Here is a 13,069-nt window from a genome sequence, read left to right on the forward strand (position 1 = left end):
ATGAAAAAAAATATCTTCACTTCTATCACATCTCTGGCTCTGGTTGCCGGGCTGTCTTTGACTGCTTTTGCAGCTACAACGGCTACTGTACCAGCACCACCTGCCAAGCAGGAATCCAAACCTGCGGTTGCCGCTAATCCGGCACCAAAAAATGTACTGTTTCAATACTCAACGATCAATGCACTCATGCTTGGACAGTTTGAAGGGGACTTGACTTTGAAAGACCTGAAGCTGCGAGGCGATATGGGGCTTGGTACCATCAATGATCTCGATGGAGAGATGATTCAGATGGGTACAAAATTCTACCAGATCGACAGCACCGGAAAATTATCGGAGCTGCCAGAAAGTGTGAAAACTCCATTTGCGGTTACTACACATTTCGAGCCGAAAGAAAAAACTACATTAACCAATGTGCAAGATTACAATCAATTAACAAAAATGCTTGAGGAGAAATTTGAAAACAAGAACGTCTTTTATGCCGTAAAGCTGACCGGTACCTTTAAGATGGTAAAGGCTAGAACAGTTCCAAAACAAACCAGACCTTATCCGCAGCTGACTGAAGTAACCAAAAAACAATCCGAGTTTGAATTTAAAAATGTTAAGGGAACCCTGATTGGCTTCTATACGCCAAATTATGCAGCAGCCCTGAATGTTCCCGGATTCCATCTCCACTTCATCACAGAGGATAAAACAAGTGGCGGACACGTATTAAATCTGCAATTTGACAACGCGAATCTGGAAATTTCTCCGATCCATGAGTTTGATGTACAATTGCCGCACACAGATGATTTTGCCCACTCTGATCTGACACAAGTTACTACTAGCCAAGTACACCAAGCTGAGTCAGAAAGAAAATAAAGCAGCCTCATGCGAGAAATTTAGCGAGGACATGAAAAAGCTGGCCTATTATAAGTGCCAGCTTTTTCATATCTAGGAGTCCCCTCCAGCTTGGACTTCTGCCTGGTAATTGGTGCTCTTTCCTGTACCAATAGTGTTTTTCTAATCCTGAAACTTCAAATCTCTATTTTTGTCTCCAAAAACTCAAGGTATTTTGGGTCATCTTCCATAAAGATCGCAATCCCTGCACCCATGTAAGCCCGGGTCAGCTCGTCTGCCGCTTTTTCAAGGTTTTCCTGTTCGTAATACAATTGCCCTAACCGAAGATGGATGTAGGGATTCCCCAGCCCCTCCGGACACTGTACAGCATTAAAGAAACACTTGAATGCCTTATCGTAATTTCTCATTTGAAAATGGACATCGCCAATAGCCACATATATCCACGTTGCGGCCTCCCATTCTCGATGATTTTCCGGCAATAATCGGAGAGCCGCGACGTACTTATTCTTGCCCTCCTCAAGATTGCCTGCTCTCACCAAATCATCGCCTTGTTTACACAGCGAGGTAATTTCGGCATGAGTGGAATCTGAAAGTTGCATTGTCGATCTCTCCTATCCTTCTGCGATTTGACGCCGCCGTAGATATTCGCCTCTTTACCAGCCACGCACTATTGTTTTTTGACTTTCATCAAAAATGATTGCGCCTGGTATTTCCGCCAAATAGTCTATCGCCCAAATGATATGATTCGTGAATTCCCGTCCTTCATCAGGCGAGAATACGAAACGAATGCGTTCGGCACAGTCTTTGATTTCAGGCGGACAATCCTTGGTGACGCTCACAATGTAATTTACATCTTCAGCTACATTACGGCCAGTTTCAAAATGAGCTGTAAAATTCCATCCCGGCCAACGGAGAATCAAGTATTTCTCGCGCGTAAACGGATTTGCTGATACTCCAATTTCCAGTCCGTTCTTTCTTTCAAAATCAAAATAGTCGCTTAACTCAGAAGCAAGACGCTCATGGGAGTAAGGATTGGAAGACTTCGCAAGGTAGGCATGTATTACGGACATAATATCTCCCCAATCGTACTGGATGTTCTCAACCGCCAATCCAATTCTGAAATTCTTGAGCAAGTTCATTTCGGTTCAATCGGGCAATCCAATCACATTCCAGTGCATTTGTGTCATCCGATACAGTAAAGACCAATACTCCCGATTCGCTCATATCGGAGAAAAAACCTTCCTTTTTCAGTACTTCAAGTGCAGCCACGCAACACTCATAAACCTTCTCTTTAAAGTCCCTGTGTCTTTCCGCCGACTGCATACTCATCACTTCGTTATACAATTGATTGGATATATCTTTAAAGCACTCAGCACCTTCAAATTCATGATCCCATTCCCCTGGACTCCAGCGATAATAAATCGCATCATCAGGGTCGCCGGCAATCATTTTGTTCAAGTGATCGGTCGAGTTTACCGCCGGACATACGGTGATTGCATCCGAGTCGGAATACAAGGCGTAACCGCAAAAGCTTTGTCCTGCATATTTGTTTCTTACTTGCTCGAATGCAGCCTTCGCAGCCGCCTCGATTATTAATTGCAGCACTTGAAAATCCATGTTCTCTCCTTTGTCCTACTTTAGTCGAGCCTGTAACGACAGGATTGGAGGAGACTTCCCCCCTCCGGCTTCGAGGCAACTCTCGCGGTTAAGGATAAAAATTTCGCCATTACTTGTGGTATGGTCAGCTTAACGGTGCCAGCTCATCTGCGATCATTTTTGCCTTTTCCGCAAGCTCTCTCATATCATCGGCCGGAACAAGCTGGGCTAATTCGTAAGCCAGCGGATCACGGGAAAACTTGTACAACTCATCCCGAAGCAGGTTCCTTTTTTCTTCGGAGGCATCTATATAAAGTTTGCGCGGCTGCCTATCCTCATCCAAATCATGCAAATCGACATAGTCTGATTTTTGAGATTCCAACACAATGGCTGAAAGATCGATTAGAGCTGAGCAGGCAATATCAAGTTCTGCTCGAAACGTGCCGCTAGCATTTTTTATATCAAATCCAATACTTCCACCGCTTTTCAAGTCTCCCTCGGAAAGCAGGACATCCAGACCCAAGTCCTTTAAAATCTGATTGAGCGTCACATTCGTTGAGTCCAATTGTTCCAAATAGTCGACTAATGCCAGCGAATCATCAGACCCGCCAATTAAATCTCCCCACCATTTGCTTATGTACATGTTCTTCTCCCACTTTCTTTTAAGCATGGTAATGATCCAAATAAGATCGTTTCACTCAAAAGCACACTTATATCCATGTCGCTTTTACCGAGCCACCGTCAGGCTATACCCGCCGCCTTTTGCAGACGAATGATAAGCTCCTTGCACGGTCCCTCCGCCTTTCGAGCCAATGCAGCCAGCTTCTCCACCTTGCCCCAGATCGGGTACAGTACCCGATCGGCCTCGTCGTCTGAAAGAGTCTCTATTTGCTGTACGAATAACGACAGCTTGTCTTCGCTTTCCAGCTCCGACTGAATCTTCAGCTTTAGCGAATCGTGGGAGCGCAGCAGGCAGGCGATCAAGGTGGGAATCGAGCGTTCCGTTATGCCATAGGTTTCGGCGAAAACGGCTGTGAACTTGTCATGCACCAGCTGATGCTCATCATCCACTAGGTCCATGTAAGCTTCAACAAGCGAAAAATACCGCTCGGACGAAAGCCCCAGCCCGAACACAGCATAGCTGCCCGGCATTACGCTTTTTTCGCTTTCCGTATCCTCGTACCATTCAAACTCTTCCATCGCCTCACGAGCATATTCCTCCAATAAAGGGTGCAGCTCAGGATAAGCTAGAGCATTTGCAAAAAAACGGTGCGTGTCCGATTTGGCTAACCCCTTGATTGGCAAATACTCCTTCACGCTGGATTTCAACTTGATTTTGTAGCTTTTCGGGAAGTCCTTTCGGAGCAGGGAGAGAATAAACGAAATCGCCCGTTCGTACGCCCCGGCTTCTTCCTTGCGAATAACGATTGTGAAGAGGGAAAAAACATCGTTAGCCTTGCATTCGACCAATTCATGGCGCAAATGGACGTCTTCTTGCGAGAAGCTATCGCTGCCATCCTTTAGCATACGCGCGGCTTTACCGCTGCCAAGCTGCTTCGCCAGCTCCAGAAAAGTCTGACCCTTGTTTTTGTTGAAGTCCGGCTCGTAACGAATAATCATCACCGCTCCGTACAATAAAAGGTCGATAGGCTGATTCGGCTCTTCCTTGTCCTCAAAAACAGCATCTTGCTTGATTACATACTTATTGGTCCTGTATTCAGAACGGGTGCCATCATAGTAACGGGGCAAAAATACATTCTCGACCCAGTCGGTCAAAGCCCTAATGATATCTCTTCGATGCTCCGCGAGAGTCTCAACCTGTTCTTTATTCAACTCCTGAATCCGGTCAAATAAAGCTATCGTCTTTTCGGCTTTCGGTTCGGGAAACAAATGCGGATCAAGCAGATGACGCGCCAAAAAGAAGGTTTCCAGCCTGTTTGTCGGGTTAGAGCCCTTCTCCAGTTTTTCCTCCATATAGGACTGAATTCGCTCCAGAAGCTGCCGCTTTTTCTCTTCATAGACAGTTTCCAGCACCGTTAATTCCACAAGCCCATCCGTCGTTGCGAAGGTTCCTTGGAAGGTAAAACGGTAGTTGATCAACGGCGACGTTTCCAGCTTGCCCAGCCTCTCCCTTACGATTTCCACCAGCAGGGGCTGAACTTCATGCAATATCTGCTCCCGCGTAAAGGGTGAAGCTTTCATCGACTTTTTGCCTGCGGCACTTCCCGTAGATTTCGAAGTTTCAATCCTAGTCCTGCCCGGCCGATAATCTAGCGTGACAAAGTTAAAGATGCCTACTTGCAGCGGCGTGCGTAAGACTACTTCCTCTGCGTTCTTTCGATTCTCCTGTTCATCAAACCATTTATGTATCGCCGTTTTCATCTCTTCCAGCGCTTCTTTTTGTAGTTCGTTCATTGTCTCCCGCCTTTTTCGCGTGTTCCATCTTAGCTCAATATAATCATACTATGGGTATGGGAAAGTTTGTTGGAATTGTATGCCTCTTCCTGGGGTTGGCTAAAGCTAAATAGCAAAAGGGAGAACGCCATATGGCCGTTCTCCCTTTAGTTTATCTGACATATGCAACACTTTTACGATTTTTCGCCGTCACTTATGATAAGGCTCACCTTAACGGATCTATCGGCGAAAAGTAAGCAGGAGCTGCCACAGAGCATCTCATTCCAGCAAAAGTAGTTTTAGCTGTGTGTCTATGAATAGCGTTTTCGCATTGGCTGCTGTTCATTCGGACTCAGTACCGCCATTGTTTACTACGCCTCTAGGCTCCACCAACATGATATGGCATTCCTTTTCGGCGAAAGGCTTATGATCGGCTCCCCCCGGGACAATAAACATCTCACCCTTGGAAATTTTCACTTGGCCATCACGAAAAGCAATGAACATCTCTCCTTCGAGCACAATAAATACCTTATCCGTCCCTTGATGCTCGTGCCACATAAAATCCCCAGCAATCTTAATGAGCTTAAATTGATAGTCATTTATTTCAGCAATGACTTTCGGAGACCAGAGATCGTTGAATGTAGATAGCTTCTCATTCAGATTAATAGCTTGGTAATGCATATGAATCCCTCCTCATTTTTCTCGACTTTTTAAAGCTTACGCAAGGCACCTGTTATATTTTGTAAAGCGTATTCGATAGCTAATGGGCCACCAGTAATAGCGGACGCATCCATTAAATGAACATTTCTTTTCTTAACGGCATTGAGATTATTCCATACATTGCTTTGTTTTAAGTCATTCATTAATTTTTCCTTTTTGGTAATGTCACCGATAAGGAAAATATGGTCTGCTTCAACAGTTGATATTCCTTCAAACGTAGTAAATTTATTAGTCGTACCTTTAAATATATGATCTGGTGTAAGTCCCAGTCCCTTCTCTTTATCAAACGCAAGTATATAGACCGGATTTCCTTCACCTAGGACATTAAACGTTTTTCCATCCCACGACAATATAAGGGCTACTGACTCTCCTTCAATCGACTTTAATGCTTCGCGCCCAATTGTGATTTCTTTCATCATGTTATCAATGACTTTTTCCGCTTCATCTTCTTTTCCAATAATCTCGGCTACTGTACGGAGTCCATATTGCCAATCGTCATAGATGTCCTTGGATTTTAACGTAATGACTGGCGCAACTTTTTCTAGTGAATCATACATTTTTTCATGATGCTCAGTTGCTAAAATAATGTCAGGCTCTATCGATAGGATTTTTTCAATATTAGGGGATAATTTTTCTCCTAATTCATCAGCTGAATCCAGCTTTCCTTTTAAATAAGTTAAAGAAGATAGATACTCTTTTTCAGTAGAAGCAGCAGGCGGCTCACCTAATGCAACTAGTATTTCAGGATAAAAATACCATAATGAAGCAATATTCTCTGGTTGTTTCTCGATAACAATTTCTTTACCTAAGGCATCCTTAAATGTTCTTGGCCATTCAGTTGTATCTACCTTACCTGCTGTTGTAAATGCGCCTTCTGTCGTTGATCCTTTATTTTCAGCAGGTGTTTCATTACAACCTGCCAGTATGCCTGCTACTAATAGCATGGAGATTAGCAGGCCTTTCATCTTTTGCATACGAAAATTCCTCCAACATCATGTTATCTTTCGTTTGCCATTAGTATAGAAAAGGAATTTTCAGATGAGAATGGATGCCTGTTGAAATTAACATGGATTATTGATGAACTTCTCTCGATATTCAGTAGGAGAGATACCAAGATGTTTCTTGAACACTCTACTAAAATAAAACGGGTCAGCAATTCCAACCGTTTGCGCAATTTGTTGTACAGACGCATCACTTGTAAATAGCATTTCTTGTGCCATGTTTATACGATGTTTTAATATGTATTCCGCTGGTCCCATACCTGTATGTCTTCTAAATACATAAGACAGTCGATTTCGATTCACGTTATGTTGTTCTGCAAGCGATGCTATTGTAAGGCTTTGATCATAGTATTCATGAATATAACGAGATACCCGTTCGAACAAAGTTTGTGATTCACAGCTATTCTGCCTATTCACAACACATAATAAGGTTTCATTCAGTACATCACGAAACAGCATTTCGGTCTGAAACATCGAAATGCCACCAGGCTGATTATACACATGCCAAAGGCGCATAATTAATTCAATCAGACGAGGAGATTGACCCGTTGATAATTCAAAATGCTGATGGGAAAAGCTTGTCTCTTCTAGTTCTGGGTTATATATCCGGTATAAAACAAGGATATATTCCCAGTTTGTGTTACCGAACATTTTTTGAGCTAGTTTCATTCTTGCACCGCCATGCACAACTTTTCCTGGCGAAAAGATATAAGGCGTTCCATTAAATTGAAATTGTACCTTCCCTGTAAGTGGAAACACAAATCCAGGAAAAGAATCTGTATATTCAGCGTAAGGTACACCTGAATTTTTCGCATATCGATATACTCCTTCTACTTGAAAAGGAATGTGTGCCAAATGCTCCGCTAACTGATTAACGTCGATTTTCACATTGCATACCTCATTTCAATAGTCTTTTGCCAGTAATACCTGAGGGCTCTTGTTTATTTTACCATCGTTGATAACGATTATCACTTTCAGTATATGAGGGCAATAAAAATACCGCACCCGCTAATGTTCAAACAGCAGGTAACGGCATCAGATCAGGATATTCTCAAAAATAGAGGGGCAATAGTCTCATTGAGTCTTAAACTTTGGACAAAAAAAACGTCCGATTGGACGCTTTAGCTAGTTTTATTTCTTCCCTCCGTCAAATATTGTTCAAGCTGATCAAAGGTCCCCCCGAAGCCCTGCTTCATGGACTCGAACATCCCCTCAAAGAAGCTGCGCTCTTCTTCAGTAGCATTGATCGCTTGGCTGCATAGGGTTATTTCGGTTGCACCATTATTATCGCTCAATGTTACCTCATTGCGAATTTCGAGCGGGATCAACTCACTGAATGGAGACCTGACGATGTTTCCTGCCTCATCCGAAAAGCAGTTGATCCAGACAATCTTCTCGGGAGCCTTGATCTCCTGGTACACAAATTTACCCCACATTTGACTGCCATCAGGAGCTTGCATGCTGTAGTGGAAAAATCCTCCTTCACGAAAATCGAGATGCTTTACACTTATTTCAAACCCTTTCGGTCCCCTTCAGGTGCTCTGCTTCAGTCCATACTTGGTATACAAGTTCGCGTGGCGGATGAATCTCACGCGTTATTACTAACTCTTTGCTTTCCGAGTTGGGCGTCATATCGATTCCTCCATCAATCAGTATTCACTTTTAATTTGTATAAGTGCTTGGACGAGATGCCGTGCCCAACCGCGATTACTGACACCGCCAATATTATTAAACAAAGTTAAAACCTTTAAACATACCCACCCAGTTAAATATATAAATCTAATCATTACGAACTTTATTTCAAAGCAAATACTTTGTTAATGCTTGTAAATACTTGCATGTTACTTATGATAAGTCTCTCCGTAACGGTTCCGATGGTCAATTCTTATGCAAAAGTGGCCAAATTGATGGCCACCTTTAGATTGAATTTATTTTAGCTTTCTTGTTCAAAACAGGACTTTTACTTATGAGATGGAGCACAGATACCATTAACACACAGCCCCAAAATGCAAATTATACTTCCATCAACTTTTTGATAGTTGGAAGATCAGCAGGGGCCCATTCCAATTTTAATAGTTCTCCCCGATCTACCCACTCTAGTCTTTCATGCTCTTTGGGAACCGGCACTCCGTCAGTAACTTTGGCGAAATATGTAATCAATCGGACCAATACAGAAGGATACTCATATACGTCGTCTGCAATAAACTCTCCGACCTCAATTTCACATTCGAGCTCTTCACGTATCTCGCGTACTAGCGTCTCTTCCGGCGTTTCTCCCTGTTCGATTTTTCCCCCTGGGAACTCCCACAATCCAGGTAGAGACATTTGTGACGAACGAAGAGCACAAAGAATTTTCCCTTCCTTATTTATAATAACAGCCCCTACTACATCAACTTTTTTCATGATGAACTCCTTTCAGTTAACGAACAAAATCAAGGAAGATTTCGTTGGGTAGTTGTTGTTTGAGTCTCCATGTGATGTTCATTGGATTGTCTCCGTGACTTTTAATATACTCCAATTCGCCAACATACATAAAGGGTAGTGTCTTGCCATACATGCTCTCGAATTTCCGAACCAAAAGGTGAATGTGAATCCCTCTTTCTTCATGATGTATATAATCTTTGCCTCTTTCCGAAGAATGAGAAGTCTGATTCGCACTTTGCCAGTGAAAGTGATTTTGGTCGATGAAGTAATCATGGTAATTGAGGTGTTCCTCTGTATCTTCACCTTTGTTTAGTGTAACAAAGTACAAATAGTGATTGTCCACCCTGCTAATACCTTCCCGCCACGAACCTTCCTTAGCTGGTGACTGGAAAAGATACATTAGCTCGTTTCTAGTATAGTTCTGATACAATTGCACTTGCTGTTTAGATTGAAAGTAAGATTGGACTTGGAAGGTTCTACGGAATTCAGTCAATCCGTACTCTAATCGTTTTTTTAGGTAATCGCTAAGGTTCTGTTGTCTCCACGTACTTTTGATCAAGGGGTCCATGACAAATGCTTCGTCATAAACCGATCCGAATGACCACTCCTGCTTTTTGTAGGTTTCCGTTAACTTTTGCATGGAACGGAGAATGTAACCTTGATGTTTGGACACGTCTATCGCTATTCCAAACTTCTCACCAAGGAACGCTGCTACTTGCGACACATTCACTTGATCATATCGTGTGGCTAAAGAAAGAATAGCAAGTTCATAAGGCCATTTCACAGGATAGAGTTGTTCTAGACGTTGAACAATTTCCAATTCTAATGGAAGTTTAAAGAGTATTTTGTCCCATTCATTGCAATCATCCATTTTTTTCTTGGTTTCCACCCAAGAACCATATTTTTTAATAAAGAAATGCAAACCTGGAGCTACCGGTGAATAAAGAAAATCTTCAATTTCAGGTGACCGCCCTAATTCCTTTTTGAATTCATTATAAAGATTAGCAAGCATTTGATTCTGGTCCATCCGAATGCTTTGTATCTTCTCTAAAATCTGTTGACGCGTAATTTCTTCAAGATCGACAAAACACCCATCTGGTAAGTTCGCAAATTCGGTTTGAATGGCTACACGTAGTGCATCACGATCAAAAGCACGGTGGTTTGTTTGCCCTGCCAGTGCGAGTGGAATAATAAATGATTTTTGGTAATTACCGATAAAATCTAAGATTGTGACATATTCTTTCCCATCCCACTTTCGTAATCCTCGCCCTAATTGCTGGATAAATATGGTTGGTGATTCTGTAGGTCTTAAAAATAGAACAAGGTTAAGTGAAGGAATATCAATCCCTTCATTAAAAATGTTCACGGTAAAAATGAACTCAAGAGTATCTTGACTATCTTCTAATCTTTTAATCATTTCCCTGCGGAAAACGGGGTCATCCTCACCTGTTAAATAGATTGCTTGATAACCTCTTTGTGAAAATTCCTCTGCCATAAATCGAGCATGATCAATTGAGGCACAAAATCCTAAGGCTCGACGCTTATCACCGTCGTGGCCAAATTTCTCAATCATCTCTAATACATAGTCAACACGCTCATGTGTCTTTAACGCAGTAACTAAGGACTCCTCAACAAACTGCCCATTCTTAGTATCTACTTCTTCATAGTCAACAGTATTGTCCGCTAGTCCAAAATAATGGAACGGTGCAAGTAGATTCTCTTCCAACGCTTGGTGCAATCGTATTTCGTATACGACATTATGATCACACAAAGCTAATACATCTTTTCCATCCATCCGTTCAGGTGTCGCAGTCAGTCCCAAAAGAAACTTTGGCTTGAAGTACTCAATAATTTTCTTGTAGGTATCTGCCTCAGCATGATGGAACTCATCTACAATTATATATTCAAAATGTGTCGGCTGGAATTTGGATAGAACCTCTTCCCGATGCAACGACTGGACGGTGCTGAACAAGTATGGTTTTCCCCACTCTTTTAGAGAACCCGTAACTTTACCCATAAAATCATCAGTATCAAAAACCTTGGCAAACGTATTCTTTGCGTTATCCAATAGTTCTTCCCTGTGAGCAAGGAAGAGCAAAGTTTTTGCTTGAAATTGATTGACGTCAAAAGCCGAGAGATACGTCTTCCCACTACCAGTCGCAGCAATTACGATTCCTTTCGTGTTTCCATTTTCTCTTGTTTCTCTTAGAGCTTCCAACGCTTTTTCCTGCATAGCATTCGCGGTCAGATTTGTTTTTCGGTTAACAGCATATGTATTATGTTGCTCTGCAACTTTTAAGATTTGCTGTTTTTCGTATTCCATTTGATTCACAGATGGATGCATTGCCGCATTTTTCGATGTACGGGCTGTCAAATAGATTTCCTCATACTTCGTAAGATAGGTTTCCGTCAACGGAATTGCACGTTCATCATTCCACAGTTCTTCAAAAAGATGACGAGCTTGTTGATAGATCTGGGTATGTGGAGCATCTGGTAATTTGACATTCCATTCGTATCCTGTGCTGATGGCCGCTTTGGAAAGATTGGAAGAGCCGACAATCACGGTATGTAAACTAGATAACCTAGAAAAAAGGTATGCTTTCGTATGAAAAGAGGTATGACCAGACTGGAAAATCCGTACGTCTACTTTTTCCATTTCCATCAGCCTACGCAAAGCTTTCGGTTCAGTTACCGACATATAGCTAGAGGTAAGGATGCGAATAGTCTTCCCGTTCTTGATAAGTTCATCAAAAGGCCGTAAGAGAAGCTGTAAGCCTGACCAACGGATAAAACTAACCATGAAATCCGCCTGATCGGCTGTTTGCAATTCTGTTTTTAACGTTTTGAAAAAGTTGTTTGTTCCTCTCCCCTGATTAGTGATCAGCATAGGATTTGTAAAAAATAGCTCTGGATAGATGTTAGGAAGTGTTCTGTCGTCATAGCGATAGTGTACGGTTGCTAACGGCGAGTGTAGGTCAATTTGAGAATGAGATTCTAGTTTCTGATCGATCTCTTGAACAAGGTTGAACATCTCCATGTACTTCTCATCGCTTGCAAGTTCATGTAGTGCGTTCCCGATTCGCTGAGCCATTAGTTGTGTCAATGCATTGGCGTAGTTCCGAGGGTGGATCGGGGTTACACGGTTATTTTGCGGATACTCTTTGTTTTTTCGATATAGTTCTTCAAAAAAACCTTCTAGAAACGACATAAGAGGTGCTCCTTTTGGTTGGGGTCACCTCTTAGTTTACTATACTTTAGGAAAGTATTGGTATTCGGTGAATAGAGGGGTTATTTATGATAAGGCTCCCCCCGACTAATCCGAAACGCCCGATAAACCTGCTCCAACAACACCAACCTTACCAACTGATGCGGAAACGTCATCTTCGAAAACGACAGCAACGCATCCGCCCGCTTCAACACCTGATCAGCCAACCCCAACGACCCGCCAATCACAAACGCCACCTGACTGCGCCCATGCAAAGCCAGCTTGTCCATCTCCGCAGACAGCTTCTCCGACGACCACATTTGCCCATCAATCGCCAGCGCAATCACATACTGATCCTGCTTGATCTGCGCGAGGATACGCTCGCCTTCCTTGCGCTTCACCTGCTCCATCTCCGCCGCGCTCATCTCTTCCGGAGCCTTTTCATCATTGACCTCGATCACTTGCAGCTTGCAATAAGCAGACAGACGCTTGCTATATTCATCAATGCCCTCACGCAAATATTTCTCCTTCAGCTTCCCTACTGTAATAATCGAAATCTGCATGATCCTACATTCCCTTCTCTTTCAAAAGCGCAATCTGCCCAGGCTCTCCACATTCCCGGCAACGCTTGTCTACTCCATCGCCCTCAATCGCCTGTGCCGCATACGTATCCGGCGCCGCCTCAAAATCGTTTACGTAATCATCCAACTCCTGCTCCAAATGCTCCATGCAAACAAACCGCACCGGATATTCCGCCAACAGCTCAACTTCTTTGCCTTCTATTTGCAAGCTTTTCATCTTCATGTCCATATCAAATGCCTCTTTTCCGTTCATTAATGTCGCTTCCTATTCTACCCCAGAACCGCAACAAAACAAATGAATTCACCAAAAA

Annotated in this window: 14 protein-coding genes; 1 reads left to right on the forward strand and 13 read right to left on the reverse strand. The window is 42.8% G+C overall.

Annotated elements, in window-relative coordinates; all coding sequences use genetic code 11:
• Window positions 1-858: an acetolactate decarboxylase gene (gene budA / locus ACUUHJ_RS31275; RefSeq protein ID WP_289675335.1), complete on the forward strand. Its 858-nt coding sequence runs from the start codon at window positions 1-3 to the stop codon at window positions 856-858.
• Window positions 859-1,013: 155 nt separating this feature from the next.
• Here budA and ACUUHJ_RS31280 read toward each other — a convergent pair whose 3' ends face one another.
• The 13 genes from ACUUHJ_RS31280 to ACUUHJ_RS31340 all read right to left on the reverse strand — a co-directional run bounded on the left by ACUUHJ_RS31280 (window position 1,014) and on the right by ACUUHJ_RS31340 (window position 13,011).
• Window positions 1,014-1,436 carry a tetratricopeptide repeat protein gene (locus ACUUHJ_RS31280; RefSeq protein ID WP_472300997.1) on the reverse strand — a complete coding sequence of 141 codons (423 nt, stop codon included), beginning with the start codon at window positions 1,434-1,436 and terminating at the stop codon, window positions 1,014-1,016.
• A 54-nt stretch (window positions 1,437-1,490) separates the two neighbouring features.
• Window positions 1,491-1,907, reverse strand: coding sequence for a hypothetical protein (locus ACUUHJ_RS31285; protein ID WP_472300999.1), 417 nt, complete (start codon window positions 1,905-1,907; stop codon window positions 1,491-1,493).
• 28 nt (window positions 1,908-1,935) lie between these two features.
• Window positions 1,936-2,454 carry a DUF4303 domain-containing protein gene (locus ACUUHJ_RS31290; RefSeq protein WP_472301001.1) on the reverse strand — a complete coding sequence of 173 codons (519 nt, stop codon included), beginning with the start codon at window positions 2,452-2,454 and terminating at the stop codon, window positions 1,936-1,938.
• Between the two features lie 124 nt (window positions 2,455-2,578).
• Complete coding sequence (locus tag ACUUHJ_RS31295; RefSeq protein ID WP_472301003.1) at window positions 2,579-3,076, reverse strand: imm68 putative immunity domain-containing protein; 498 nt, start codon at window positions 3,074-3,076, stop codon at window positions 2,579-2,581.
• 98 nt (window positions 3,077-3,174) lie between these two features.
• A complete protein-coding gene (locus tag ACUUHJ_RS31300; protein ID WP_472301004.1) occupies window positions 3,175-4,848 on the reverse strand; it encodes a DUF6138 family protein in 1,674 nt (557 codons plus the stop codon).
• Between the two features lie 321 nt (window positions 4,849-5,169).
• On the reverse strand, window positions 5,170-5,508 hold the full coding sequence (locus tag ACUUHJ_RS31305) for a cupin domain-containing protein (RefSeq protein ID WP_472301005.1): 339 nt from the start codon (window positions 5,506-5,508) through the stop codon (window positions 5,170-5,172).
• Between the two features lie 29 nt (window positions 5,509-5,537).
• The gene (locus ACUUHJ_RS31310) at window positions 5,538-6,521 is read right to left on the reverse strand and encodes an ABC transporter substrate-binding protein (RefSeq protein ID WP_472301006.1); all 984 of its coding nucleotides are present in this window, start codon (window positions 6,519-6,521) and stop codon (window positions 5,538-5,540) included.
• Between the two features lie 87 nt (window positions 6,522-6,608).
• Complete coding sequence (locus tag ACUUHJ_RS31315) at window positions 6,609-7,436, reverse strand: helix-turn-helix domain-containing protein (RefSeq protein WP_472301007.1); 828 nt, start codon at window positions 7,434-7,436, stop codon at window positions 6,609-6,611.
• 233 nt (window positions 7,437-7,669) lie between these two features.
• Window positions 7,670-8,008, reverse strand: a complete 339-nt coding sequence (locus ACUUHJ_RS31320; protein ID WP_289675352.1) for an SRPBCC family protein — start codon at window positions 8,006-8,008, stop codon at window positions 7,670-7,672.
• A gap of 553 nt (window positions 8,009-8,561) precedes the next feature.
• Window positions 8,562-8,951, reverse strand: a complete 390-nt coding sequence (locus ACUUHJ_RS31325; RefSeq protein ID WP_289675354.1) for a (deoxy)nucleoside triphosphate pyrophosphohydrolase — start codon at window positions 8,949-8,951, stop codon at window positions 8,562-8,564.
• Between the two features lie 16 nt (window positions 8,952-8,967).
• The gene (locus ACUUHJ_RS31330) at window positions 8,968-12,180 is read right to left on the reverse strand and encodes a DUF3427 domain-containing protein (RefSeq protein WP_289675355.1); all 3,213 of its coding nucleotides are present in this window, start codon (window positions 12,178-12,180) and stop codon (window positions 8,968-8,970) included.
• 80 nt (window positions 12,181-12,260) lie between these two features.
• Window positions 12,261-12,740, reverse strand: a complete 480-nt coding sequence (gene rlmH / locus ACUUHJ_RS31335; RefSeq protein ID WP_015894066.1) for a 23S rRNA (pseudouridine(1915)-N(3))-methyltransferase RlmH — start codon at window positions 12,738-12,740, stop codon at window positions 12,261-12,263.
• Window positions 12,741-12,744: 4 nt separating this feature from the next.
• Window positions 12,745-13,011, reverse strand: coding sequence for a CxxH/CxxC protein (locus ACUUHJ_RS31340; RefSeq protein WP_289675356.1), 267 nt, complete (start codon window positions 13,009-13,011; stop codon window positions 12,745-12,747).
• Between the last annotated feature and the right edge of the window lie 58 nt (window positions 13,012-13,069).

The sequence above is a fragment of the Brevibacillus schisleri genome (assembly GCF_055685845.1).

Bases quoted from the DNA above. Each gene is read 5' to 3' on its own strand.
- budA (WP_289675335.1), top strand. From the start codon at position 1: ATGAAAAAAAATATCTTCACTTCTATCACATCTCTGGCTCTGGTTGCC.
- ACUUHJ_RS31280 (WP_472300997.1), bottom strand. From the start codon at position 1,436: ATGCAACTTTCAGATTCCACTCATGCCGAAATTACCTCGCTGTGTAAA.
- ACUUHJ_RS31285 (WP_472300999.1), bottom strand. From the start codon at position 1,907: ATGTCCGTAATACATGCCTACCTTGCGAAGTCTTCCAATCCTTACTCC.
- ACUUHJ_RS31290 (WP_472301001.1), bottom strand. From the start codon at position 2,454: ATGGATTTTCAAGTGCTGCAATTAATAATCGAGGCGGCTGCGAAGGCT.
- ACUUHJ_RS31295 (WP_472301003.1), bottom strand. From the start codon at position 3,076: ATGTACATAAGCAAATGGTGGGGAGATTTAATTGGCGGGTCTGATGAT.
- ACUUHJ_RS31300 (WP_472301004.1), bottom strand. From the start codon at position 4,848: ATGAACGAACTACAAAAAGAAGCGCTGGAAGAGATGAAAACGGCGATA.
- ACUUHJ_RS31305 (WP_472301005.1), bottom strand. From the start codon at position 5,508: ATGCATTACCAAGCTATTAATCTGAATGAGAAGCTATCTACATTCAAC.
- ACUUHJ_RS31310 (WP_472301006.1), bottom strand. From the start codon at position 6,521: ATGCAAAAGATGAAAGGCCTGCTAATCTCCATGCTATTAGTAGCAGGC.
- ACUUHJ_RS31320 (WP_289675352.1), bottom strand. From the start codon at position 8,008: ATGCAAGCTCCTGATGGCAGTCAAATGTGGGGTAAATTTGTGTACCAG.
- ACUUHJ_RS31325 (WP_289675354.1), bottom strand. From the start codon at position 8,951: ATGAAAAAAGTTGATGTAGTAGGGGCTGTTATTATAAATAAGGAAGGG.
- ACUUHJ_RS31330 (WP_289675355.1), bottom strand. From the start codon at position 12,180: ATGTCGTTTCTAGAAGGTTTTTTTGAAGAACTATATCGAAAAAACAAA.
- rlmH (WP_015894066.1), bottom strand. From the start codon at position 12,740: ATGCAGATTTCGATTATTACAGTAGGGAAGCTGAAGGAGAAATATTTG.
- ACUUHJ_RS31340 (WP_289675356.1), bottom strand. From the start codon at position 13,011: ATGAACGGAAAAGAGGCATTTGATATGGACATGAAGATGAAAAGCTTG.